The organism is Kitasatospora sp. NPDC001664 (assembly GCF_053596675.1).
In genome coordinates this window covers 48,857-72,225 of record NZ_JBSFGS010000008.1, presented here as the reverse complement: position 1 = coordinate 72,225, position 23,369 = coordinate 48,857, and the positions used below count along the sequence as shown (strand labels likewise).

General features: G+C 73.0%; 22 protein-coding genes, 1 tRNA gene and 1 other RNA gene. 16 read left to right on the top strand and 8 right to left on the bottom strand.

The genetic code is table 11. The features are described 5' to 3' along the window. Positions 1-13 precede the first annotated feature (13 nt). Genes ACWCYY_RS13490 through ACWCYY_RS13475 form a run of 4 tightly spaced genes read left to right on the top strand, consistent with a single transcriptional unit; the run spans position 14 to position 4,395 of the window. Positions 14-1,363, top strand: coding sequence for an LLM class flavin-dependent oxidoreductase (locus ACWCYY_RS13490; RefSeq protein WP_449796106.1), 1,350 nt, complete (start codon positions 14-16; stop codon positions 1,361-1,363). Continuing rightward, positions 1,360-1,863, top strand: coding sequence for a flavin reductase family protein (locus ACWCYY_RS13485; protein ID WP_345287034.1), 504 nt, complete (start codon positions 1,360-1,362; stop codon positions 1,861-1,863). The genes ACWCYY_RS13490 and ACWCYY_RS13485 overlap by 4 nt, the downstream gene beginning before the upstream one ends. Before the next feature lie 3 nt (positions 1,864-1,866). Then, positions 1,867-3,099, top strand: a complete 1,233-nt coding sequence (locus tag ACWCYY_RS13480) for an ATP-grasp domain-containing protein (RefSeq protein ID WP_449796105.1) — start codon at positions 1,867-1,869, stop codon at positions 3,097-3,099. 42 nt (positions 3,100-3,141) lie between these two features. Continuing rightward, positions 3,142-4,395 (top strand): ATP-grasp domain-containing protein, encoded by a 1,254-nt coding sequence (locus ACWCYY_RS13475; protein ID WP_449796104.1) that lies wholly within the window; start codon positions 3,142-3,144, stop codon positions 4,393-4,395. Between the two features lie 35 nt (positions 4,396-4,430). Here ACWCYY_RS13475 and ACWCYY_RS13470 read toward each other — a convergent pair whose 3' ends face one another. After that, positions 4,431-5,093, bottom strand: a complete 663-nt coding sequence (locus tag ACWCYY_RS13470; RefSeq protein ID WP_449796103.1) for a response regulator — start codon at positions 5,091-5,093, stop codon at positions 4,431-4,433. Beyond that, positions 5,068-6,240: a sensor histidine kinase gene (locus ACWCYY_RS13465; RefSeq protein WP_345287026.1), complete on the bottom strand. Its 1,173-nt coding sequence runs from the start codon at positions 6,238-6,240 to the stop codon at positions 5,068-5,070. Before ACWCYY_RS13465 ends, ACWCYY_RS13470 begins: the two co-directional genes overlap by 26 nt. A 177-nt stretch (positions 6,241-6,417) precedes the next feature. Here ACWCYY_RS13465 and ACWCYY_RS13460 point away from each other — a divergent pair, with 177 nt between their 5' ends. The 3 genes from ACWCYY_RS13460 (at position 6,418) to ACWCYY_RS13450 (ending at position 11,369) form a co-directional block, all read left to right on the top strand. After that, a complete protein-coding gene (locus tag ACWCYY_RS13460; RefSeq protein ID WP_449796102.1) occupies positions 6,418-8,622 on the top strand; it encodes an MMPL family transporter in 2,205 nt (734 codons plus the stop codon). Between the two features lie 170 nt (positions 8,623-8,792). Continuing rightward, the gene (locus ACWCYY_RS13455; protein ID WP_345287023.1) at positions 8,793-9,659 is read left to right on the top strand and encodes a hypothetical protein; all 867 of its coding nucleotides are present in this window, start codon (positions 8,793-8,795) and stop codon (positions 9,657-9,659) included. A 486-nt stretch (positions 9,660-10,145) separates the two neighbouring features. Further along, complete coding sequence (locus ACWCYY_RS13450) at positions 10,146-11,369, top strand: PP2C family protein-serine/threonine phosphatase (RefSeq protein ID WP_449796196.1); 1,224 nt, start codon at positions 10,146-10,148, stop codon at positions 11,367-11,369. A gap of 37 nt (positions 11,370-11,406) precedes the next feature. Here the strand turns inward: ACWCYY_RS13450 and ACWCYY_RS13445 are convergent, their stop codons facing one another. Continuing rightward, positions 11,407-12,408, bottom strand: a complete 1,002-nt coding sequence (locus tag ACWCYY_RS13445) for a TerC family protein (RefSeq protein WP_449796101.1) — start codon at positions 12,406-12,408, stop codon at positions 11,407-11,409. A 196-nt stretch (positions 12,409-12,604) separates the two neighbouring features. Between ACWCYY_RS13445 and ACWCYY_RS13440 the strand changes: the two genes are divergently transcribed. Both ACWCYY_RS13440 and ACWCYY_RS13435 read left to right on the top strand, forming a co-directional pair. After that, positions 12,605-13,093 (top strand): DUF5994 family protein, encoded by a 489-nt coding sequence (locus ACWCYY_RS13440; protein ID WP_345287019.1) that lies wholly within the window; start codon positions 12,605-12,607, stop codon positions 13,091-13,093. 61 nt (positions 13,094-13,154) lie between these two features. Further along, the gene (locus ACWCYY_RS13435) at positions 13,155-13,403 is read left to right on the top strand and encodes a hypothetical protein (RefSeq protein ID WP_345287017.1); all 249 of its coding nucleotides are present in this window, start codon (positions 13,155-13,157) and stop codon (positions 13,401-13,403) included. 36 nt (positions 13,404-13,439) lie between these two features. Here ACWCYY_RS13435 and ACWCYY_RS13430 read toward each other — a convergent pair whose 3' ends face one another. The 5 genes from ACWCYY_RS13430 to ACWCYY_RS13410 all read right to left on the bottom strand — a co-directional run bounded on the left by ACWCYY_RS13430 (position 13,440) and on the right by ACWCYY_RS13410 (position 16,154). After that, positions 13,440-14,033 carry a DUF5994 family protein gene (locus ACWCYY_RS13430; protein WP_345287015.1) on the bottom strand — a complete coding sequence of 198 codons (594 nt, stop codon included), beginning with the start codon at positions 14,031-14,033 and terminating at the stop codon, positions 13,440-13,442. A gap of 161 nt (positions 14,034-14,194) precedes the next feature. Further along, a complete protein-coding gene (locus tag ACWCYY_RS13425) occupies positions 14,195-14,335 on the bottom strand; it encodes a hypothetical protein (protein WP_449796100.1) in 141 nt (46 codons plus the stop codon). A gap of 60 nt (positions 14,336-14,395) precedes the next feature. Continuing rightward, a complete protein-coding gene (locus ACWCYY_RS13420; protein WP_449796099.1) occupies positions 14,396-14,758 on the bottom strand; it encodes a PRC-barrel domain-containing protein in 363 nt (120 codons plus the stop codon). A gap of 422 nt (positions 14,759-15,180) precedes the next feature. Then, on the bottom strand, positions 15,181-15,696 hold the full coding sequence (locus ACWCYY_RS13415; RefSeq protein ID WP_449796098.1) for a DUF5994 family protein: 516 nt from the start codon (positions 15,694-15,696) through the stop codon (positions 15,181-15,183). Between the two features lie 373 nt (positions 15,697-16,069). After that, positions 16,070-16,154: transfer RNA gene (locus ACWCYY_RS13410), tRNA-Ser, on the bottom strand. Positions 16,155-16,286: 132 nt separating this feature from the next. Between ACWCYY_RS13410 and ffs the strand changes: the two genes are divergently transcribed. The 7 genes from ffs to ACWCYY_RS13375 all read left to right on the top strand — a co-directional run bounded on the left by ffs (position 16,287) and on the right by ACWCYY_RS13375 (position 23,174). Then, positions 16,287-16,377: signal recognition particle sRNA small type (gene ffs, locus ACWCYY_RS13405), an RNA gene on the top strand. Positions 16,378-16,427: 50 nt separating this feature from the next. Further along, the gene (locus ACWCYY_RS13400; protein WP_449796097.1) at positions 16,428-18,701 is read left to right on the top strand and encodes a DNA polymerase III subunit gamma and tau; all 2,274 of its coding nucleotides are present in this window, start codon (positions 16,428-16,430) and stop codon (positions 18,699-18,701) included. 89 nt (positions 18,702-18,790) lie between these two features. After that, positions 18,791-19,129, top strand: coding sequence for a YbaB/EbfC family nucleoid-associated protein (locus ACWCYY_RS13395; protein ID WP_345287003.1), 339 nt, complete (start codon positions 18,791-18,793; stop codon positions 19,127-19,129). A 161-nt stretch (positions 19,130-19,290) separates the two neighbouring features. Beyond that, a complete protein-coding gene (recR, locus tag ACWCYY_RS13390; RefSeq protein WP_345287001.1) occupies positions 19,291-19,890 on the top strand; it encodes a recombination mediator RecR in 600 nt (199 codons plus the stop codon). Beyond that, positions 19,883-20,536, top strand: coding sequence for a DUF5063 domain-containing protein (locus ACWCYY_RS13385; protein ID WP_345286999.1), 654 nt, complete (start codon positions 19,883-19,885; stop codon positions 20,534-20,536). Before recR ends, ACWCYY_RS13385 begins: the two co-directional genes overlap by 8 nt. A 293-nt stretch (positions 20,537-20,829) precedes the next feature. Then, entirely contained in the window at positions 20,830-22,110 is a 1,281-nt protein-coding gene (locus tag ACWCYY_RS13380; protein ID WP_345286997.1) for an aspartate kinase, read from the top strand. Beyond that, a complete protein-coding gene (locus ACWCYY_RS13375) occupies positions 22,107-23,174 on the top strand; it encodes an aspartate-semialdehyde dehydrogenase (RefSeq protein ID WP_449796096.1) in 1,068 nt (355 codons plus the stop codon). Before ACWCYY_RS13380 ends, ACWCYY_RS13375 begins: the two co-directional genes overlap by 4 nt. Positions 23,175-23,369 lie beyond the last annotated feature (195 nt).

The following is a 23,369-nucleotide window of genomic DNA, read 5'->3' as shown; positions in this document are numbered from 1 at the left end:
GGAGTACCCACCGGTGAGCCAGAACCGCCGCATGATGAAGCTCGGCGCCTTCCTCCCCGCCCCCGGCCACCACGTCGCCGCCTGGCGCCACCCGAACGCCCGGCCGGACGGCGGCCTGGACTTCGACTACTACTGCTCGCTGGCCAAGGCGGCCGAGCGCGGCAAGTTCGACATGATCTTCCTCTCCGACGGCGCGGGCGTGCGCACCAAGTACAAGGACGCCGACGAGCTCAGCCGCCAGGGCCGGATGGTCCACTTCGAGCCGCTCACCCTGCTCTCCGCGCTGGCCGTGCACACCGAGCACATCGGACTCACCGCCACCGCCTCCACCACGTACAACGCGCCGTTCACGGTGGCCCGTCAGTTCGCCTCGCTGGACCACCTGAGCGCCGGCCGCTCCGGCTGGAACGTCGTCACCTCCGCCACCGACGCCGAGGCGCGCAACTTCAACCTGGACCGGCAGCCCGAGCACGCCGCCCGCTACCACCGCGCCCGGGAGTTCATGGAGGTGGTCACCGGCCTCTGGGACAGCTGGGAGGACGACGCCTTCCTCTACGACAAGGAGTCCGGCCGCTTCTTCGACCCGGAGAAGCTGCACATCCTCGGCCACCGGGGCGAGCACTTCTCCGTGCGCGGCCCGCTCAACGTGGCCCGGCCGCCGCAGGGCCACCCGGTGATCGTCCAGGCCGGATCCTCCGCCGACGGCCAGGACTTCGCCGCCCGGTGGGCCGAGGTGGTCTTCACCGTGCAGCAGACCCTGGAGCAGGCCCAGACCCACTACCGCGGCCTCAAGGCGCAGGTCGCCGCGCACGGCCGCGACCCCGAGCACGTGAAGATCATGCCCGGTGCCTTCATCGTGGTCGGCCGCACCCAGGCCGAGGCCGAGGACAAGTACGCCACCCTCCAGGCCCTGGTCGACCCGGTGGTGGGCCTCGGGATGCTCTCGTACCAGCTCGGCATGGTCGACCTCTCCGGCTACCCGCTGGACGGTCCGCTGCCCGAACTGCCCGCGGTGGAGGGGAGCGCGGGCAAGCAGGCGGTGCTCTACGAGCAGGCCCGCCGACAGGGCCTGACGATCCGTGAGCTCTACCTGTCCGTCGCCGCCGGGCGCGGCCACCGCTTCCTGCTCGGGACCCCGGAGGTGATCGCCGACCAGCTGGAGGAGTGGTTCCTGAACGAGGCCGCCGACGGCTTCAACATCATGCCGGACTACCTGCCGGACGGCCTGGACGCGATCGTCGACCTGCTCGTCCCCGAGCTCCAGCGGCGCGGCCTGGTCCGCCGCGAGTACGAGGGCCGCACCCTGCGCGACCACCTCGGCCTGCCCCGGCCCGACTTCTCCTCCTCGGTGGTGACGGCGTGACCGGCGTCGACTCCACCGCCCTGCGCTCGGTGCTGCGTTCGCACGCGGCCGGTGTCGCGGTGCTCACCGCCGCCGGGCCGGACGGCCGCCCGGCCGGGGTCACGGTGACCTCGTTCAGCTCGCTCAGCGCCAGCCCGGCACTGGTGTCCGTCTCGCTCGCCGAGACCTCCGGCACCTGGCAGCTGATCAAGGACTGCGACTGGTTCGGCATCCAGCTGCTCGGTGCCCACCAGGCCGAGCTGGCGATGCGCTTCGCCACCCCCGGGGCCGACCGGTTCGCCGCGCCCACCGCCTGGCGGCGCGGCCCGCACGGGGTGCCGCTGCTCGACGACTGCCTCGCCTGGCTGGTCTGCTCCCCGTACCACCAGGTCAAGTTGGGCGACCACCACCTGCTCGCGGGCGCCGTCGAGCAGGTCGAGCACGGCCTCCCGGGCGAGAGCCTGGTGCACGTGCACGGCGCCCTGCGTCCCGTCCTGACCGCCACCCCTTCGAGGATCTGACCCATGCCCAGGACCCTGGTCCTCTCCCGCCAGCCGCTCGCCTCCCGCCCGCTCCAGGACTGGCTGGACGACACCGCCGAAGGCGTCGTGCTGGTCACCACCGCCAAGGCGGTCGCCGGTACCGAGGCCGGGCTCGCCGAGCACTTCCCGCTGCACCGCCTGGTGCCCGACTACCACGGCTGGTCCACCGAGCAGTACGCCGAGGAGGCCGCCCGCGCCTTCGGGGCCGAGCTGATCGCCAGCACCAGCGAGAGCGACGTGCTGCGGGCCGCCCGGCTGCGCGAGCGGCTCGGGCTGCCCGGCCAGGGCGTGGCCTCCGCCACGGCCTACCGGGACAAGCTGGTGATGAAGCGGCTGGCCGCCGGGGCCGGGATCGCCGTTCCCGCCCACGCCCCCGTCGACAGCCCGCAGGACCTCTGGGCCTTCGTCGAGCACCACGGCCTGCCGGCCGTGGTCAAGCCGCGCCTGGGCGCCGGCGCGGAGGGCGTCGCCATCCTGCGCGAGGCGGCGGACGTGACCGCCTTCCTCGCCCGCGAGCGCGAGTCCGAGGTGCCGTACCTGCCCGGGCAGTGGATGGCGGAGTCCTTCGTGGCCGGCGAGTTCTTCCACGTGGACGGCATCATGCGGGACGGCCGCGTGGTGCACGCCTGGCCCGGCCAGTACAGCGGCGGCCTGGCCGAGCGCATCCGCGACCAACTGCACGTCGGCAGCGTGCTGTTGGGGCCCGAGGACGAGCGCACGGCGGTGCTGCTCGCGGCGGCCGACGCGGTGGTCTCGGCCCTGCCCGCCGCACCGCTGCCGCTCGCCTTCCACCTGGAGCTCTGGATCGACGCGAGCGGCACCCCCGTGCTGTGCGAGATCGCCAGCCGGGCGGGCGGCGCACTGATCGCCGAGGCGTACGAGACGGCCTTCGGCGTGCAGTTGGCCCGGGAGGGACTACGGGCCCAGTGCGGCGCCGCACTCGTGCTGGACGAGCAGCCCGCGCGGCCGGCGGTCGCCGTCGGCTGGGTCCTGCTCCCGCCGGGGCACGGCAGCTTCGTGCCGCCCGCCGGGCCGTGCCCGGTGCCCGGTGCCGAGCTGACCCTGCTGATCGAACCCGGCGCCGAACGGCGCGGCGTGGAGCACGTCTCCGACGCCGCCGCCCAGCTCTTCGTCCGTGCCGGGACCGCCGACCTGGTCCGCGAGCGGCTCGCCGCGGCCATCGAGTGGTGGCACGAGCACGCCGCCTGGCACTGACCTCCCTCCTGCCCTTCCCTTCCAGCTGCTGAGGAGCACCTGATGTCCGAGCACGTCCTGATCGTCGGCCCCGGCCGTGACTTCCCGGCCCGCCTGCGCGCGGCCGGGCCCGGCACCGAGACCACCGTCATCTGCCAGGTCGAGTACCTCGCCAAGGTCCGCGAGCCCGGCGCCAACGCCCGGGTGCTCGGCGCCCGCGGCGACGACCCCGCGGAGTGGGTGGCCCTGGCCGCCGCCGCCCACGCGCGGCACCCCTTCACCCGGATCGCCACCTTCGGCGAGCGCGACCAGGACCACTACGCCGCCATCGGCCAGGCCCTGGGCCTGGCCGCGCACACCCCCGAGACCGTCGAGCTGGTGCACGACAAGGGCCGGATGCGCGAGCGGCTGCGCGCGGCCGGGATCGACTCCACCGCCAGCGCCCGGGCCACCGACGTCGACGGCCTGCTCGCCTTCGTCCGCGAGCACGGCCTGCCCTGCGTGGTGAAGCCGGTCGCCAGCTCCGGCAGCGCCGGCGTCACCAAGGTCACGACGGAGGACGGGCTCGCCGGGGCCTTCGAGCGGGCCGACGGCAGCTACCTCGGGCTCGGCCACAGCGGCGTGCTGGTCGAGGAGTACCTGGAGGGCACCCAGTACAGCGTCGAGGCCTTCTCCGAGGACGGCGAGCACCAGGTGGTCGGGATCACCCTCAAGTACTCCGACCCGGTGGGCTTCGTCGAGCTCGGGCACGTCTCGCCCGCCCCGCTGACGGACGGTCAGGCCGAGGAGGTCCACGCCTACGTCGGCCGGGTGCTCGACGCCCTCGGCATCGCCGCCGGCCCCACCCACAGCGAGGTCGTGCTGACCGCGAAGGGCCCGCGGCTGATCGAGACCCACGTGCGGATGGGCGGCGACCAGATCCCGCTGATCACCCTGGAGGCGACCGGCGTCGACATCGACGACTGCGCCGTGCGCCAGACCCTCGGCGAGCCGGTCCTGCCGGCCATCCGCGCCGCCCTCGCCTCCGCCGCCGGGCGGCCCAGCTCGGCCATCTGGTTCGGCGCGCTCGACACCACCGGCGTCCTGGAGACCGTGTCCGGCCTGGACGAGGCCCGCGCCCTCCCCGGCGTGACCGAGGCCGCCGCGCTGGTCAAGCCGGGCGCGACCGTCGGCGGCCTCCAGCACTCCGAATCCCGCGTCGCCTACGCCCGCGCCCTCGCCCCCACCCCCGACGAGGCCGTCGCCGCCGCCCGCGCGGCCGTCGCCCGCCTGGAGTTCACCGTCCGCGCCCGCTGCACGGCCGCCACCACGGTCTGACCGGGGCAGCCCGTGCTGACGGTCCGGCAGCCGGCTCAGGTGCCCGGGAGGATGCGGCGCGTCTCGTAGGCCCACATCGCGATCTCGACCCGATTGCGGGCGCCGAGCTTGGCCATCAGGCTGGCCAGGTGCGTCTTCACCGTGCTGAGGCTGATGTGCAGGGCATCGGCGATCTCGGTGTTGGTCAGGCCGCGGGCGACGGCGAGGAGGACCTGTTCCTCGCGGGCGGTGACGGGGGAGACCGGCTGGGCCGCGGGCCGGCCGGCGGGCAGGTCCGCGAAGGCCCGGAGCAGACGGATGGTGACGCTGGGCGCGATCAGCGCCTCACCGCCGGACGCCGACCGTACGGCCTGGGCCAGCAGGTCCGGCCCGGTGTCCTTGAGGAGGAACCCGCGGGCGCCGGCCCGCAGCGCGCCGTAGACGTACTCGTCGAGGTCGAAGGTGGTGATGACGACCACGGCCAGCGGGTCGGCGACGCCCGGGCCGGCGACCAGCCGGGTCGCCTCCAGCCCGTCGACCACGGGCATGCGGATGTCGAACAGGCAGACGTCGGGGCGCAGTTCGCGGGCCAGGCGGACCGCCTCCCGTCCGTCGGCGGCCTCGCCGACCACCTCGATGCCGGGCTGGGCGTTCAGCAGGATCCACAGCCCGGTGCGGATGATGGTCTGGTCGTCAGCGACGAGGACGCGGATGGACACCGCCGTCGGTCCTCCCTCTCGGCAGCTCGGCTTCGACCTGCCAGCCCCGGTCGGCGCCGGGGCCGGCTCGTAGTGTGCCACCGAGCAGGGCGGCGCGCTCGCGCAGCCCGGTGAGTCCGTACCCGTCGCGGCCCCGGCCGGTGCGCCGGCCGTCGTCGCGCACGCTCACCCGTACCGCGTGCCGTTCCGCGACGACCCGGACGACCACCTCGGTCGCGTCGGCCGCGTGGCGCAGCGCGTTGGTCACCGACTCCTGCACGATCCGGTAGACGGCGGCGTCCACGGCCGGGGGCAGCGTGCCCAGTTCGCCGTCGAGCCCCAGGTCGACCCGGAGGCGGCCGCCCGGGGTGCGCACCAGGCGCTCCAGGTCCGCGACCCCGGCGGGCGGCGTGAGTTCGGCTCCGGCCCCGCGGTCGCGCAGCGCGGCGACCATGGCCCGCATCTCCTCCAGCGTGCGCGCCCCTTCCTCCTCGACCCCCTCCAGCGCCTGGACGGCGGCGGACGGGTCGGTGCCGGCGAGCACCCGGCCCGCCTGGGCGAGGATCACCATGGCCGAGACGTGGTGGGCCACCGTGTCGTGCAGTTCCCGGGCGAGCTGCTCGCGCTCGCGGGACCGCAGCTGCTCCAACTGCCGCGCACGAGCGGTCACTTGGAAGCGCACCGCAGCCCCGAGCAGACCGGGCAGCCACAGGAAGACGAAGCCCCCGACCTGCTCGGCGGCCGGGGTCCCGTCCACGGAGGCCGCCAGCGCGAAGGCCGTGAGGATCACCGTGCCGCCCAGCACGATCTCCCGTCCCGACCCCCACCGGAGCAGCGCGTACACCAGCACCAGCACGACCACGCTGCTGTCCAGGCCGACCGGCTCGCGCGGTGCGGCGATCAGCGAGACCAGCTGGAGCACGATCACCGAGCCGAACGCCAGCAGGACGGTCGCCAGCGGGTGGGTCCGGCGCCACAGGGCCAGCAGGCACAGCCCCGCGGCGGACACCACCGCCACCGGCCGCCACACGAGGTCCTCGCGCAGGGCGCCCTCCAGCGCCACGGCAGCCAGGCCCGCGGCGAGCAGCGCCCAGTCCCGCCGCACCCGGGCGGGCGGGTCGGGCGGCCGGGGCTCGGTCCACAGGGTTCGCAGCTCGTCTCGCAGCACGGTCCCAAGCCTCGGGGACCGCGCCGCTCCGCGCATCGGCCGAAAGGACGGGTCCTCACCCGGCCCCGGGGCCGACTCATCCGCGGCCCGTGGGTCGATGCCGCCGCGCCCCGTGACGACGAACCTCGGCATCGGGCGGCCGCGCAAGGACGGCCGACGCGGTGGTTGGAGGACCCGATGCTCTCAAGAGCCCTGCTGCGCCTGGGCGCAGGCGCAGCCCGCCGTCCCTGGCGGGTGATCGCGGCCTGGCTGGCGGCCGCCACGCTCGCCGTCCTCGCCGCCGTCGCCTTCGGCGGGCGGAACGCGGACGCGATGACCGCTCCGGGTCTGGACTCCCAGCGGGCCGCGCAACTGATCGAGCGGGCCGGCACCGGCCAGGAGGGGATGACCGCCCAAGTGGTCGTCACCCCCCTCGACGGCACCGCGACCTTCTTCGACCACGACGGTGCGCGCACCGCCCTCACGCGGCTGCGGACCGAGGTGCAGCGCCTGCCGCACGTGCTCTGCACGGGCGACCCGGTGGGGGCGCTCGACGCGGGCGGGGACACCGCCGTGCGCGGCGGCCTCGTCTCGGCCGACGGGCGGATCGCGGTCGTCCGGGTGCAGTACCCCGACCAGAGCCGGCTGTCGTCCGAGGACCTCGACGCCCTGGTCGGCCTCGGCGACCGGCTGCGCGCCGAACTGCCGCTGCGCATCGAGATGGGCGGGAGCCTCTTCTACGCCTTCTCCGAACCCGACGGCGGCGCCAGCGAGTTGATCGGCCTCCTCGCCGCGGCCGCGATCCTCTTCCTGGCCTTCGGGTCGCTCGTCGCCGCCGCGCTGCCGATCGGCATGGCGGTCTTCGGACTGACCGTCGGGGTCGCCACGATGACGGTGCTGGCGGGGGTGACGGACGTCCCGACCTTCGCCCCGGTCCTGGGCAGCATGGTCGGGCTCGGCGTGGGCATCGACTACGCGCTCTTCGTGCTCGCCAGGCACCGGGAGCACCTCGCGGGCGGGCTCGACCCCCGCGAGGCGGCGGGGCTGGCGGTGGCCACGGCGGGGAGGCCCGTGGTCTTCGCGGGCGGCACCGTGGTCGTGTCGATCCTCGGCCTGGCGGTCGCGGACGTCCCGTTCATGACGGTCGGCGGGCTGGCCGTCTCGATCGTCGTCCTGATCATGGTGGCCGCGTCGGTGACGCTGCTGCCGGCCTTCCTCGGCGCGGCCGGCCCGCGCCTGGCCGGGGCGGGCCTGGCCGGGGCGGGCCGGATCGGCCGGGCCCTGAAGAGGCGGCCGGTCCCGGCGGCGGGAGCCGACCGTGCCGCCGGGTGGCGCCGCTGGATCGGGCACGTCAACCGGCACCCGGTGCCGTACGCGGTCGGCGCGGCCGGGCTGCTGCTGACCGCCGCGCTCCCCGTGCTCGGCCTGCGCGTCGGTCTGCCCGACGACGGCTCGATGCCGGTCGGCCGTACCGAGCGCCGGGCCTACGACCTCGTCGCCGAGGGGTTCGGCCCGGGCACCAACGGACCGCTCGTCATCGCCGCGGACACCGCCGGCGACCCGGGAGCGCTGGACCGGCTCGTCGCGGCGGTCGCGGCGGACCGGGGCATCGCGTCCGTCGCACCGACGCACGTCGACCGGGCCGGAGGCATCGCGACCCTCCTGGTGTTCCCGACCACCGGCCCCCAGGACGAGGTCACCGCCGACACCATCGCCCGGCTGCGCACCGACGTGCTGCCCGCGGCGACCGGCCCCGGCCCGGCCCGGGCCCACGTCGGCGGCGCCGCCGCGAGCCTCTCCGACGTGGGCCGGCGCACCAGCGAACGCCTGCCGCTGCTCGTCGCCACCGTGCTGGCGACGTCCTTCCTGCTGCTGATGCTGGTCTTCCGTTCGGTCCTGGTCCCGCTCAAGGCCGTCCTGCTGAACCTGCTGAGCATCGGCGCGGCCTACGGCGTCCTGGTCGCGGTCTTCCAGTGGGGCTGGGGAGGCGCACTCATCGGGCTGGAGGCGACGGTCCCGATCGTGTCGTTCATCCCGATGTTCCTGTTCGCCATCCTGTTCGGCCTGTCGATGGACTACGAGGTGTTCCTCCTCTCCCGCGTGCGGGAGGAGTACCTGCGCACCGGCGACAACGGCACGGCGATCGTGGAGGGCGTCTCGGGCACCGCCCGGATCATCACCTCGGCGGCCCTCATCATGGTGGCGGTCTTCGTGTCCTTCGCCGTCGCCGAGGACCCCTCCACCAAGATGTTCGGACTCGGCCTGGCCACCGCGATCCTCATCGACGCCACGGTCGTGCGCATGGTGCTGGTACCGGCGACCATGACGCTCCTCGGCCGGGCCAACTGGTGGCTGCCGGGGTGGCTGGACCGTCTGCTCCCCGGCGGTCCGGGGCCTTCGTGAGGACGGGACCGCCGCCCGGGTGCGCGGACGTCGGCGGGCGCGGCGGTCCGGTACTGCCCCCGGGCGAGGGGGCCGTGCGGGAACGATCTTCGACCCACCCCCGGTCGTCGTCGCCGCGCCCCCGGGGTGTAGGAAGATCCCCGACCGCACCACACAAGGGGGACCCACGCATGACGCGTCGTCACATCCGCAGATCCGCCGTCTCGCTGCTGGCCGCAGCCGCCCTGGCGGGCATCGTCCCGGCGCCGCAGGCCAGCGCCGAGAGCACGCCGATCTGCCGTCAGGACCCGATGTACACCGACGACATCAGGGTCGCGCTGGACTCGGGCGCGCGGCTGACGGCCGGCCAGACCCGCGCGGACCACACCGGCTCGACCGCGCTGCGGATGCAGCCGGACGGCAACCTGGTGCTGTCGCTGGTGAACTCGGCCGGAGGGCCCGACCACGCGATGTGGTCGAGCGGGACGTGGGGCAACCCCGGCGCCTACGCGGAGATGCAGGCCGACGGGAACCTGGTGGTCTACCGCCAGGACGGCACCGCGCTGTGGTCCACCCGGACCTGGGACTCCCCGGGGGCCAAGGCCTACTTCAACCAGTCCGGCAACCTGTACGTGCTCGTCGCCAACAGCAGCTCGAAGGCCCTGTGGGAGAGCCACACCACCCGGCGGGCGGCCTCTTTCTGCGACGCGGACGCGAGCCGGCCGGACCACCAGGGCGAGCTGTACGCCGGTAGCTGGGCCCAGTCCGCCAGCGTCTGGCTGATCATGCAGCCGGACGGCAACCTGGTCATCTACCGCAAGCGGGACGACGCTCCGATCTGGTCCAGCGGCACCTGGCACATGTACCCCTGGGTGCTCAACATGCAGGCCGACGGCAACCTGGTGATGCGCTACCAGATCGACGCCCCGGTCTGGTCCACCGGCACCTGGGGCAATCCGGGGGCCCGCGCCGTGCTCCAGGACGACGGCAACTTCGTCGTCTACCGCCAGGACGGCCGGCCGCTCTGGTCCACCGGCACCTGGGGAGCCGCGGGTTAGGGGTTGTCTCCTTGATTGGGGCCCACTCCGCCCCTGCCCGGCCGACGGCCGGGCAGGGGCGGAGCGCGGCGAGGTCGGTGCGGGGACGGCCCGGAAACGACGAAGGCCCGGGCCGCTGAGCGGTCCGGGCCTTCGAGAAGGCGGAGGATACGAGATTCGAACTCGTGAGGGTTTTATCCCAACACGCTTTCCAACTCTCCCGAACGCCGTCCGCCAGCGTTCACACCCGTCCTGACCTGCGCCGGAGCGAGCCGCTGAGCAGGCGCTGAACCCGGCTGGACCGGGGCGAATGAGACCAGAACTGAGACCAGGACCGGAGGTGCTCCTCGGCACAGCGGCCGAGCCCCGGCCTGCAGGGCCGACCTCTCGGCGGGGCGACCGATGGGACGGCGCGTGGCCGGGGGCGTATCGCGCCGCCGTCGGGCGTAATGGAAGGACCAGTCCGGCGGACCCACCGGAGTGTCGGGATGGATCGCGTCCGTGCCGATCGCACGGGACAGGGAGGTCGCGGTGGTGAGCAGGGATGGTGGGCGGCGGCCGGCCCGGGCGGAGGGCTTCGGCGAACACCTGCTGGGCTTGCTGCTAGACCAGGCCCACGAGCTTCCACCCGCACTGCTCGCCCCGCTGGTCGCCGATGCGGTGACCGTGGTGGGCGGCCGTGACCCCGAGCTCCTGCTCCAGGACTACGGTCAGTTGGTGCTTGCGCCGCTGCCCGGCCGGGGGCTGGCCGTCGGGGAGCCGGTGCCGATCGACGGGTCCCCGGCGGGCGCGGCCTTTCTGCGCGGTGTTCCCGTCGAGGTGCCGCAGGTGGACGGGGTGCGGGTGTACCTGCCGTTGCTGGACGGCGGCGACGAGGTGGGGGTGCTGGCCCTCACGCTGGACACCGTCGATGAGGACGATCGGAGGCTCCTTGGCCGGTTCGCCGGCCTGGTGGCTGATCTGCTGGTCACCAAGAGCGGCTACACCGACCGGATCTTCCAGGCGAGGCGCCTGGAGCCGATGAGCGTGGCGGCGGAGATCCAGTGGTCGCTGCTGCCACCGCTGTCGATGACCGTTCCCCGGGTCGCGGTGGCGGGCATTCTCGAACCCGCGTACCAGGTGGCCGGGGACAGCTTCGACTACGCGCTCAACGACGACGTCCTGCACGTGACCACGATCGACGCCATGGGCCACGGGCTGGACGCCGCCACCATGGCGACGGTCGCCATAGGTGCGTACCGGCACGCGCGGCGCGCCGACGTCGGACTGGCGGAGATCTACGCCTTCATGGACCGAGCCGTCGCCGAGCAGTTCGGGCCCGACCACTTCGTCACTGCACAGATGATGCGACTGGACACCGTGAGCGGCCTCCTGCAGTGGGTCAACGCCGGTCATCCGCAGCCGCTGCTGATCCGCGGGCACAGGGTGGTCGAGCGACTGGAGAGCGCCACCACCCTGCCGGTCGGGTTCGGCGGCGAGGTGCCGGTGATCAGCGAGCGGGTGCTGCGGCACGGGGACCGGGTCCTGTGCTTCACCGACGGACTGGTCGAGGAACGCGAGGCCGGCGGGGAGCAGTTCGGGGAGGAACAGCTCATCGACTGGGTCGACCGCGTCGAGCGCTCCCAGGACGGTGTGCGGGCCGTTGTGCGCGCGCTCTCGCACGTCCTGAAGGAGAAGCGGGGCGGGCGTACGAGCGACGACGCCACGCTGTTCCTGATCGAGTGGCGCTGAGCTTCCTCCATCCCGCCAAGGGCCGGTCGACGAACGCTCACGCGCCCGGCTCCGGTGGATCACCGCGCGGGGCCTCGCCCGCTCCGGGAGGGACGGCCGGAGGGGGCTGCGCGGGGCGCCGAAGGCTCAGCACGACCGAAGCCGTCAGGACCACGACGATGACGGCCAGGCTCACCGGTGACGAGATCTCAGGGATGTCGCTGCTGATGGTCTTGTGGGAGGCCTGGAGGACGAGCTTCACGCCGATGAAGGCGAGGATGACGGCCAGGCCCTTGCTCAGGTAGTAGAAGCGGTCGAGCAGGCCCGCCAGCAGGAAGTACAGCGCACGCAGCCCGAGGATGGCGAAGGCGTTGCTGGTGTAGACGATGAAGGCGTCATCGCTGACCGCGAGTACCGCCGGCACGCTGTCGACGGCGAAGACCAGGTCGGCCGCCTCGATCGCGGCGACGACCGCGAGCAGCGGGGTGGCGACGCGTCGGCCGCCCTCCTCGACGAAGAACTTCATCCCGGCGTACTCGTCCTGGACGGGGACGAGCTTGCGCAGCAGCCGCACGGCGAGGCTCCTGGACGGGTCGAAGCTGTCGTCCTCCTCCTTGAGGATCTTGTAGGTGCTGTAGAACAGCACCGCGGCGAAGACGAACAGCACCGCGGTGAAGCGGCTGACCACAGCCACCCCGAGGGACAGGAAGACCCCGCGGAACACCAGGGCGCCCATGACGCCGAAGAACAGCACCCGGTGCTGGTACGCGCGGGGCACCTTGAAGTACCCGAAGATCAGCGCGAAGACGAACAGGTTGTCGACCGACAGGCTCTTCTCCAGCAGCCACGCGGTGACGTACTCCGTTCCCGGCGTCACGCCGAGGACGAGGAAGACCACCGCGGCGAACGCGAGCGCGAGGCCGATCCACACGCCGCTCCACGCGGCGGCTTCCCGGAAGCCGATGACGTGCGCGCTGCGGTGGGCCAGCAGGTCCACCGCCAGCGCCACCACCACGGTGGCGACGAACGCCACCCACAACCAGGCCGGGACGTCGAGCATGCCGGAAGTCCTCACAGTGATCCGCGGTCAAGACCGGCCCCCCGGGGAGAGTCTGCACCCGCGCGCCGTTCTTCTCGCCCCGACGCCGCCGACACGGCGCGGAGTACCGTGGAACGACGGGACGGTCCCAGCCGCCGCGGCGAGTACCGTCCCCGCTCCGGTGTCCTGAACTGCGCCTTCGGAAGGGCGGCGGACCATGTCGGACGAGACCAGAGCCTCCCGCCACGGGCTCCTGCCCGACCGGTTCGAACAGGCTGTGCGGCCGGGGACGGTCCTGTTGCGCCTGGAGACCACGCAGTCGCGCGAGGGTGCACTGGACGGCGCCTGGTGGCCGCGTTCCCGGGACGTCGCCGCCGAGCTGCCCGGTCTGGTCAGGGCCCTGACCGAACACCTCGGTCCGGTCGCGAGCGTCGGTCTGGACGCCGACGCCTGGGACGACATCCCGTCCAGGCTGGTCATCGACGGCCGGCCGGTGCACATCGACACGTACCCGGTCGGCGACGACACCGTGATCATCACCCGAGGCGACCGCGATCACTTCAGCCTGCTCGTCGTCCCCGCGCGGGCGAGCCAGGGGGCGGCCCTGGCGGCGATGGCCCGCGCGGCCAGGGCCGGCGGAACGGACACCGCGCGGCAGATCCTCCTCACCACAGGAATCGGCCCCGAGCCACCGGCCGAGGAGTGAGGCGAAGGCACACGGTGCGGCTTCCCGGGCGGAACAGAGAGAGGAAGGGCGGGACGAGGAAATGTCCGTCTACGTGAAACTCCCAGCCGAGGCCCGGGCACCGGCAGAGCCGTCGAAGGGGCCGTTGGACCTGCAGTACGAGGACGGTGCGGACGACCGCGTCACCTTCGAGTACGACCTCCACCCGAGCGGCGCACTGCGCGTCCTGCGGGTCTTCGAAGACACGCCGCACCGGATCGAGACGTGCTTCGGCTGCGGGGCGTGGCTCCAGGTCACCGGGACCTACCTGCGAAGCGGCTCCGAGTACTGACGGCGGTCCGCTCCGGGCGGACGATCGGGAGGACCGTCATCGCCGCTCGGCCGGGTGCGTGCCGGCGTGCCCGGGCAAGGACGACGGACCGCCCCAGCGGGCGGAGTCCCAGGCCGAGACCGAGGGGTCACGCACCGGCCAGGCGATCCCTCGCCCGTCGGGCACCCCGATGCTCGGCTCCGCAGCGAGCAGCTCGCTCGCGGACCTGGTGTTCGCGGGATCGGCGGCCTCGGCCATCAGTCTGGCGGCCTCGACGGCCTCCGTCCGCGGCGGGACGACCAGCAGGTTCAGCCCACGGGGAAGGTGCGAGCGGACCGAGACCGTGTGCTGGTCCGGCATGGTGGTGAACCAGCGCCCGTGGACGGTGTGGCTCGCGTGGACGGTGTGACCCGTGATCGGTATCCGTCGGGGGACGGTCACCCACTGGGCGGGGTTCACGGTGATCCGGGTGACCCGGCCCCACCGCTCGCCGAGTTCGGCGGCCAGGGACGGGAGTTCGAGGGCAAGGTCGTGCGATCGGGGCCACCAGGCTCCGTCCAGTCGGCCGGCCCGCGCGCCGTCGGGCGTCAGCGAGAGCCGCACGCGGGACTGTGGGGTGGCCGGCGTCGTCGCGCGATCGGTCACAGTCATGATCGAGGACCTGTCTTCGAACCCGACTCGAGGCCGGGTCCGGGATAGCCGTTCGCCGGAGACGACGCCAGTGTCCGGTGCCGGCATGCGAAGTGCCTTCGGTGATACCCAGGCTACTCCCAGCCCAGTCCCGCACTGCCCGGCCCGGGCTCCGCCTGGGTTCAGCGGTTTACGGATCGGCCCCCGCGCCGGAACCGGACCGCGGAGAGTGCCAGCGCGACGATCAGTACGGCGATACCGATGAACAGCAGGTACGTAAGGCCCTCGGCGACGGCACCGACCAGTCCGAGCACGATCGCCACGCGATGACGAGGAACAGCACCAGTGCCGTAGTCGGCCTCCTTGCTCGGCCCGGAGGACTGCTAGCGGCGGGCCAGGCGGCGTTCCCCGCCCGTGCCCGGCTCGTAGTCGAGCTCGTAGTGGGCGAAGACGGCCTGCTCGTCCTCGGCGGGGAGTTCTCCGTCGGTGTCGATGGCCGGGGCGTGTTTCACCTGGCTCCTGGGACGGGTGACCTTCAGGTAGCCGGGACCGACCGTCGCGCCGGACAGAGGGACGAACACCAGGCGGCGGCGGGTGGGCAGGCCGACGGTGACCGTGGCGAAGGACGGCTGATCGGTCGCGGTGTCCACGTAGACGGACTCCAACGTGCCGATCTTGTGGCCGTCGACGTCGACGTCGACGACGTCGTGGCCGCGCCACTCCCGGATGTCACCTGCCTCGAACATCGACAGCCTCCTCTGCGCCCTTGGTTCCATCGTGGCACCGGAGCCGTCACCCGACCTCCCCGGTAGCTGTCCGCCCGCCCGCCTCGTACGGTCGTGGTCGGGGCAGGAGCGCTGTCACAGGAGGCCACGATGCGGTGCTACCGGTGGATTCTGGAGACCCAGGACGACTACGGCCACTGGTCCCGGCAGGACGACACGACGATGCCGAATCCGCTGGACTACGACGGGTCGCCCCAGCGGGCGGCCAACCACTTGCGGGACGTGTTCGTCCGAACTCTCTCCCGACCTGCGCCGGGCCCCCGGGCGGTCAGGGTCCGGCTCTGGGAAGGGACCGGTGCCGACGGCGAGCCCCAGGCCGAGACCGAGTGGTCACGCGAGTGACGCAGGCCCGGCCGCGGGCCCGGGCGGCTGCCGTCCGCCGCCTACGCGGGTGTCGGCCAAGAGGCGGCCCTGCTCAGGGCGAGATCGGCTCGCCGGTTGGCCTCGCCGAGGCCATCGGGGGGTGCGACGGCCGACGGCAGGAAGTCGGAACGGGCGTCCGACTCGGCTGCACTGGTGCCCGCCTCCGCGCCGAGCAGCTCGCTCGCGGTCCTGGTGTTGGCGGGGTCGGCGGCCCCGGCCATGAGCCGGGCGGCGTCGGCGGCATCCGTCTGCGGCGGGACGACCAGTAGGTTCAGCCGACGGGGGGCGTACGAGCAGACCATGATCATGTGCTCGTCCTGCTCGGTGGTGAACCACCCCGCGTGGACGGTGTGACCCGCGACCGGAATCCGCCGCGGGATGAGCGGCCACTGGGCGGGGTTCACGGTGATCCGGGTGACCCGGCCCCACCGCTTGTCGAGCTCGGCGGCCAAGGCGGGGAGTTCGAGAAGAAGGTCACGAGACTGGGGCCACCAAGCCCCGTCCAGCCGGCCGGCCCGCACGCCGTCAGGCGCCATGGACAGTCGCAGAGCAGGTTGGGGGGTAGGCGTCGTCGCACGATCGAGGATCGCGGTCATGATCAAGAACCTGTCTCCGAGCCCGGCTCGAGGTCGGGTCCGGGATAGCTGTTCGCCGGAGACGACGCCAGTGTCCGGTGCCGGCATGCGAAGTGCCTTCGGTAATGCCCAGGCTACTCTCGGTCCGTCCTGGATCTGGCACGGTTGCGATGACTGGTTCGATCATCAGCAGGCGGAGGGTCCCGGTCGGGCTGCTTCATCGCTGCGCACCAGACCGAGCGGGCGCCGGTGGACACGGTCACGGAGACCATCGCAACGACGAGGGCCCCGACCGCTGTGCGGTCGGGGCCCTCGTTTGCCCTGGCGGGCGAGGCGGAGGATACGAGATTCGAACTCGTGAGGGTTTTATCCCAACACGCTTTCCAAGCGTGCGCCCTAGGCCTCTAGGCGAATCCTCCGTGGGAGAGCTTAGTACATGTTCGGGGGTGCTCGCGACCAACCATCTGCAGGTGGTCGGGGGTGGGTGCCTGGGGATGGGTGGGCGGGTGGGGTGGTGCGGCTTGGGTCCGGGATCCGCTACTGTGGGGACCAGCCCCTCGTGTGGCGTCATCTCTCTGAAACCCCCCAGGGCCGGAAGGCAGCAAGGGTAGGAGGGCTCTGGCGGGTGCACGAGGGGTCCTTGCGTTCCCGGGAGCGGCCCGGCTGTCCGTCTGGCCCGATATCGTCGGGGTGTGTCCCTAGCCCTGTACCGCCGCTACCGCCCCGAGACTTTCGCCGAGGTCATCGGGCAGGAGCACGTGACCGCTCCGCTCCAGCAGGCCCTGCGCAACAACCGGGTCAACCACGCGTACCTGTTCAGCGGGCCGCGCGGCTGTGGCAAGACGACGAGCGCCCGCATCCTGGCCCGCTGCCTCAACTGCGAGCAGGGCCCGACCCCGACGCCCTGCGGCGAGTGCCAGTCCTGCCGGGACCTGGCGACCGGCGGGCCGGGCTCGATCGACGTGATCGAGATCGACGCCGCCTCGCACGGTGGTGTGGACGACGCGCGCGAGCTGCGCGAGCGGGCGTTCTTCGCGCCGGTGCACAGCCGGTACAAGATCTTCATCCTGGACGAGGCGCACATGGTGACCTCGGCCGGGTTCAACGCGCTGCTCAAGGTGGTGGAGGAGCCGCCGGAGCACCTCAAGTTCATCTTCGCCACCACCGAGCCGGAGAAGGTGATCGGGACGATCCGGTCCCGGACGCACCACTACCCGTTCCGCCTGGTGCCGCCCGGCACGCTGCGGGACTACCTGGCGGAGGTCTGCGGCCGGGAGGGCATCCAGGTCGAGGACCCGGTGTTCCCGCTGGTGGTGCGGGCGGGCGCGGGTTCGGTCCGTGACTCGATGTCGGTGATGGACCAGCTGCTGGCGGGCGCGGCCGAGGGCGGCGTGACGTACCAGATGGCCACCGCGCTGCTCGGGTACACCGACTCGGCGCTGCTGGACGAGGTGGTGGACGCCTTCGCCGCGCACGACGGGGCGACGGTGTTCCAGGTGATCGACCGCGTGGTCGAGGGCGGGAACGACCCGCGCCGCTTCGTCACCGACCTGCTGGAGCGGCTGCGCGACCTGGTCATCCTGGGGACCGTGCCGGACGCCGGGGAGAAGGGCCTGATCGACGCGCCGGCCGATCGGATCGCGATCATGCAGGCCCAGGCGGACCGCTTCGGCCCGTCCGACCTCAGCCGGGCGGCGGACATCGTCAACACCGGCCTGACGGAGATGCGCGGGAACTCGGCGCCCCGGCTGCAACTGGAGCTGATCTGCGCCCGGGTGATGCTGCCCGGCGCGTACGGGGACGAGCTGTCGCTCCAGGCCCGGCTGGACAAGCTCGAGCGGCGGGCGACGGCGGGCGGCTTCGCCGCTCCGGTGCAGGCCGCCCAGGCGATGCCGCAGATGCCCCAGCTGCAGCAGGTGCCCCAGGCACAGCAGGTGCCGCAGGTGCAGGCGGCTCCGGTGGAGATGCCGCCGGCGCCGGCCGCCCCCGTGCAGGAGCAGTCGACGGCGCCTCAGCAGCCCGCCCCGCAGGGCGGGGTGACGCCGGCTCAGCCCGCGCCCGGCGCCTGGCCGATCCCGCGCAGCTTCCCGGCCGGTGGCGGTGCGGCGGCCCCCGCGCCCGCGCCCGTCCCGCAGGCCGCCCAGCCCGCGGCCCCGCAGCCCGTGCAGCCGCCGGCCCCGCCCGTGGTGCAGCAGCCGCCCGCGGCCGGCCAGCCGTCGGCGGCCGCGCAGCAGGGGGCGGGCCAGGTGCGGCAGCTCTGGCCGCAGATCCTGGAGGCGGTGAAGAACCGCCGCCGGTTCACCTGGATCCTGCTCAGCCAGAACGGGCAGGTGGCCGGGTTCGACGGCAGCACGCTCCAGGTCTCGTTCATCAACGCGGGCGCCCGCGACAGCTTCGTCAGCAGCAACAGCGACGACGTGCTGAAGCAGGCGCTGGCCGACGCGCTCGGCGTCGACTGGCGGGTGGAGTGCATCGTCGACCCGTCGGGCGGGGCGGGTGCCGCGCAGCAGGCTCCGGCCGCTCCGGCGGCGCCGGCCGGCGGTGGTTGGGGGGCGCCGCAGCAGCAGCCGCAGGCGTTCCAGCAGCAGGCCCGCCCGCCGCAGTCCTTCCAGCCGGCCCCGCAGGCCCAGCCGGCTCCGCAGCCGCAGGCCCAGCAGGCCCCGCCGCAGACGGCCCCGCCCGTCCAGCAGCAGCCCCCGGCGCCCGCAGCCGTGCAGGCGCCCCCCGTGCACTCCGCGCCCCAGCCGACTCAGGCACCTCCGGCGCCCCAGGCGGCCGCCCCGGCGCCCGCGCCGGTGCCCGAGCCCCCGCTGGAGGAGTACCCGCCGGACGACTACGACATCGAGGGCGACGCGGTCTACACGGGCCCGCCCACGCACGTGCAGCAGCCGGGCGTGGACCCGACGGAGCTGATCGTCCGTGAGCTCGGGGCGACGGTGCTGGAGGAGATCCGGCACAACCGCTGAGGACGCCCGGCGGCGGCACCCGGGCACGTAGGCTCGGCCCGAAGCGTTGGACCGAGCAAGAACGACCCGAGATCTCACAGGAGTGACCCGTGTTCCCTGGTGGTGGCCAGCCCAACATGCAGCAGCTGCTCAAGCAGGCGCAGAAGATGCAGGAGGAGCTGGGCAAGGCGCAGCGCGAGCTGGCCGAGACGCACGTCTCGGGTTCGGCGGGCGGCGGTCTGGTCGAGGCGACGGTGACGGGCGCCGGTGAGCTGGTGGCGCTGACCATCGCCCCGGCCGCGGTGGACCCGGACGACACAGAGACGCTGGCCGACCTGGTGCTGGCCGCCGTCCGGGACGCCAACGCGACCGCGCAGAAGATGCAGGCCGAGCGGATGGGCCCGCTGGCCCAGGGTCTCGGCGGCGGTCTGCCCGGCCTCGGTTTCTGAGCTCCCGCGGCAGCGGGGCGGGCCGGCGCGCCGGTTCGAACGCACTGCGGGGATTTATCGTGAGTCGGGCGTCGGACGGTGTGTCCGGCGCCCGATTCGTTGGATGATGGCACCGGAGCCGGCGGCGTGACCACCGGCCCGGGCCGAAGAGAGGCGCGACGTTGTACGAGGGCGTTGTTCAGGACCTGATCGACGAACTGGGCAGGCTGCCCGGCGTCGGGCCCAAGAGCGCGCAGCGGATCGCCTTCCACGTGCTCCAGGCCGACCCGGTGGACGTCCGGCGGCTGGCGCACGCGCTGCTGGAGGTCAAGGAGCGGGTCCGGTTCTGCGTGACCTGCGGGAACGTCGCCGAGGCCGAGCAGTGCCGGGTCTGCCTGGACCCGCGGCGCGACCTCGCGGTGATCTGCGTGGTGGAGGAGCCCAAGGACGTGGTGGCGATCGAGCGCACCCGCGAGTTCCGGGGCCGGTACCACGTGCTGGGCGGGGCGATCAGCCCGATCGAGGGGGTCGGCCCGGAGGACCTGCGGATCCGGGAGCTGATGACCCGGCTCGCGGACGGCACCGTCACCGAGCTGATCCTGGCCACCGACCCCAACCTGGAGGGGGAGGCGACCGCCACCTACCTGGCCCGGCTCTGCAAGCCGATGGGCCTGAAGGTGACCCGGCTGGCCAGCGGCCTGCCGGTCGGTGGGGACTTGGAGTACGCCGACGAGGTCACCCTCGGACGGGCCTTCGAAGGGAGACGACTTCTCGATGTCTGACCAGACCAGCGGCACCCAGATCAGCCACGGCGCGGACGAGCCGGACGACTTCGCGGTGCAGATCGCGGACTCGGTCGAGAGCTTCGTGCTGGCCGTGACCGAGGTCGCCCGCGGCGACGAACCGGGCAGCGCGGTCTCGCTGCTCCTGCTGGAGGTCTCGCAGCTGCTGCTGGCCGGCGGGCGCCTCGGCGCGATCGAGGACGTGCTGCCGGAGGACCGGTTCGAGCCGGACGCCGGGCCGGAGCCGGACGGCATCGAGCTGCGCGAGAAGCTGGCCGAGCTGCTGGCCCCGATCGACGTCTACCACGAGGTCTTCGACCCGTACGGGCCGCCGGAGAAGCCGAACGCGTTCCGGATCTCGGACGACCTGGCGGGCGTGGTCAGCGAGCTGCGGCACGGGCTGACGCACTACCAGGAGGGCCGGATCAGCGAGGCGCTCTGGTGGTGGCAGTTCTCCTACCTGTCGAGCTGGGGCTCGACCTGCAGCGCGGTGCTGCGGGCGCTCCAGTCGCTGATCGCGCACGTCCGGCTGGACAGCCCGATCGGCGCGGTGCCGGACGGTGCGGACACCGACGACGACGGCCTGACGGACGAGCAGTTGGAGCAGCAGGCGGGCGACCTGATGGCCGCCGAGCTCGGTCTGTAGACGATCGGTGACCCGCCCGGGCGGCGAGTGTGACGCACCAGTCATCCGCGCCGTCTGGGCGGGAAAACCGGGGCCGCGCGGGCCCCGTCCCGGCAATTCTCCGGGGCGGACCGGCCGCGCCCGCAGACTCGCCGGTGCGCTCTGACCGGGGAACGAGATCACCGTCTCATCATATGGAAACCGCAGGTGGGGGGCGCCTCGCTCGCTAGACTGGCGCCCGACCGCAGAACCCCCGCTCACCGGGGGTGCGGGGGCCACCACCCCCCGAAAACGACACTAGTCGAGGAGCGCACGTGGGCCTTGTCGTGCAGAAGTACGGCGGCTCATCCGTTGCGGATGCCGAGGGCATCAAGCGCGTCGCCCGCCGGATCGTAGACGCCAAGAAGGCCGGCCATGAGGTCGTCGTCGTGGTGTCCGCCATGGGTGACACGACGGACGAGCTCATCGAACTCGCGGAGCAGGTCTCCCCGATCCCCTCCGGGCGCGAGTTCGACATGCTGCTGACCGCCGGCGAGCGGATCTCGATGGCCCTGCTGGCCATGGCGATCCGGTCCCTGGGCCACGAGGCCCAGTCCTTCACGGGCAGTCAGGCCGGCATCATCACGGACTCCGTGCACAACAAGGCGCGCATCATCGACGTGACGCCGGGCCGGATCCGCAGCGCGCTGGACGAGGGCAACATCGTCATCGTCGCCGGCTTCCAGGGCGTCTCCCAGGCCAGCAAGGACATCACCACCCTCGGCCGCGGCGGCTCGGACACCACCGCGGTGGCGCTGGCCGCCGCGCTGAGCGCCGAGGTCTGCGAGATCTACACCGACGTGGACGGCGTCTTCACCGCCGACCCGCGCGTGGTGAAGAAGGCCCGCAAGATCGACTGGATCGGTTTCGAGGACATGCTGGAGCTGGCCTCGTCCGGCTCCAAGGTGCTCCTTGACCGCTGTGTGGAGTACGCGCGGCGCTACAACATCCCGATTCACGTACGCTCGTCCTTCTCCGGCCTGCCGGGGACCATTGTCAGCAGCACCAACCCGACCAAGCCCGAAGGGGGCGAGATGGAGCAGGCGATCATCTCCGGAGTCGCCCACGACACGTCCGAGGCCAAGGTCACGGTCGTCGGCGTGCCCGACAAGCCGGGCGAGGCCGCCCGGATCTTCCGCGCCATCGCGGATGCCGAGGTCAACATCGACATGGTGGTGCAGAACGTCTCCGCCGCGTCCACCGGCCTCACCGACATCTCCTTCACCTGCCCGAAGACCGAGGGCCAGAAGGCCATCGACGCGCTGGGCCGGGTCAAGGAGGGCATCGGCTTCGAGTCGCTCCGCTACGACGACGCGATCGGCAAGATCTCGCTGGTCGGCGCGGGCATGCGCTCCAACCCCGGCGTCACCGCGACCTTCTTCGAGGCGCTCTCCGAGGCCGGCGTGAACATCGAGCTGATCTCCACCTCGGAGATCCGCATCTCGGTGGTCACCCGTGCCGACGACGTCAACGAGGCCGTCCGCGCCGTGCACAGCGCCTTCGGCCTGGACAGCGACACCGACGAGGCGGTCGTCTACGGCGGCACCGGCCGATGACCTCCGCGGGGAGGAGGCCGAACCTCGCCGTGATCGGCGCCACCGGCGTCGTCGGCGGGGTGCTGCTCGGCCTCCTCTCCGTCCGTCAGGACGTCTGGGGCGAGGTCAGGCTGCTGGCCTCCTCCCGCTCCGCGGGCCGGAAACTGACGGTCCGTGGGGTGGAGACCGAGGTGGGCGAGCTCACCGAGGAGTCCCTGGCCGGCGTCGACGTGGCGGTGTTCGCCGCGCCGGACGCGGTGGCCGCCCGCTGGGCCCCGATCGCCGCCGCCAAGGGCGTCGTGGTGGTCGACGGCTCGCCCGTCTTCCGGCAGGACCCGGACGTCCCGCTGGTGGTTCCCGAGGTGAACGCCCCGTCCGCGCTGATCCGTCCGCGCGGCATCCTGGCCACCCCCGGCTGCGCCACCCTCACCATGATCGGCGCGCTGGCCGCGCTGCACTCCGAGTACGCGCTGCGCGAGCTGGTGGTGGCCTCGTACCAGGCCGCCTCCGACGCCGGCCGGGCCGGGATGGCCACCCTGCGCGGGCAGTTGGGCGAGATCGCCGGCACCGGCGTGGGCGAGCTGACCGGCGACCTGCGGGCCGTGGTCAGCGACCACGGTCCGTTCCCCGCCCCGCTGGCGATGAACGCGGTGCCCTGGGTCGGCGTGCCGGCCGAGGACGGCTGGTCCTCCGAGGAGGTCCGGCTGCGGGACGAGCCCCGCAAGGTGCTCGGCCTGCCCGGCCTCAAGGTCTCCGCCACCTGCGTGCGGATCCCGGTGCTCACCACCCACTCGCTGGCCGTGCACGCGGTCTTCGAACGCGAGGTCACCCGCGAGGCGGCGCAGGAGATCCTGCAGGGGGCGCCCGGCGTGGTGCTCTACGACGATCCGGCGGCGGGTGAGTTCCCCACCCCGAACGACGCGGTCGGCACCGATCCGGTCTGGGCGGGGCGCGTCCGGCGGGCCCTGGACGACCCCAACGCGCTCGACCTCTTCCTCTGCGGCGACAACCTGCGCAAGGGCGCGGCGCTCAACCTGGCGCAGACCGCCGAACTGGTCGCCGCGGAGTTCGCCGCCCTGGGCTGAACCGACCCCGGCCGGGGCGGGCCCGGTCCCGTGGCCCCGCGGGCGTCCGGAGTTGGGCCGCTCGATCCCGGACGTTCCGTCAGATTCCCTCCCCGGAGCACTGGAGGGCCTCGGTCCGGTACGCGAGAATGGCCCGCAGTCCGGGGCAACCATGGCAGGGGGTCGAGTGTCCAACAGGCGTGGCGAACGTGGTGG

Bases quoted from the DNA above. Each gene is read 5' to 3' on its own strand.
- ACWCYY_RS13480 (WP_449796105.1), top strand. From the start codon at position 1,867: ATGCCCAGGACCCTGGTCCTCTCCCGCCAGCCGCTCGCCTCCCGCCCG.
- ACWCYY_RS13475 (WP_449796104.1), top strand. From the start codon at position 3,142: ATGTCCGAGCACGTCCTGATCGTCGGCCCCGGCCGTGACTTCCCGGCC.
- ACWCYY_RS13460 (WP_449796102.1), top strand. From the start codon at position 6,418: ATGCTCTCAAGAGCCCTGCTGCGCCTGGGCGCAGGCGCAGCCCGCCGT.
- ACWCYY_RS13455 (WP_345287023.1), top strand. From the start codon at position 8,793: ATGACGCGTCGTCACATCCGCAGATCCGCCGTCTCGCTGCTGGCCGCA.
- ACWCYY_RS13445 (WP_449796101.1), bottom strand. From the start codon at position 12,408: ATGCTCGACGTCCCGGCCTGGTTGTGGGTGGCGTTCGTCGCCACCGTG.
- ACWCYY_RS13440 (WP_345287019.1), top strand. From the start codon at position 12,605: ATGTCGGACGAGACCAGAGCCTCCCGCCACGGGCTCCTGCCCGACCGG.
- ACWCYY_RS13435 (WP_345287017.1), top strand. From the start codon at position 13,155: ATGTCCGTCTACGTGAAACTCCCAGCCGAGGCCCGGGCACCGGCAGAG.
- ACWCYY_RS13430 (WP_345287015.1), bottom strand. From the start codon at position 14,033: ATGACTGTGACCGATCGCGCGACGACGCCGGCCACCCCACAGTCCCGC.
- ACWCYY_RS13420 (WP_449796099.1), bottom strand. From the start codon at position 14,758: ATGTTCGAGGCAGGTGACATCCGGGAGTGGCGCGGCCACGACGTCGTC.
- ACWCYY_RS13415 (WP_449796098.1), bottom strand. From the start codon at position 15,696: ATGGCGCCTGACGGCGTGCGGGCCGGCCGGCTGGACGGGGCTTGGTGG.
- ACWCYY_RS13385 (WP_345286999.1), top strand. From the start codon at position 19,883: ATGTCTGACCAGACCAGCGGCACCCAGATCAGCCACGGCGCGGACGAG.
- ACWCYY_RS13375 (WP_449796096.1), top strand. From the start codon at position 22,107: ATGACCTCCGCGGGGAGGAGGCCGAACCTCGCCGTGATCGGCGCCACC.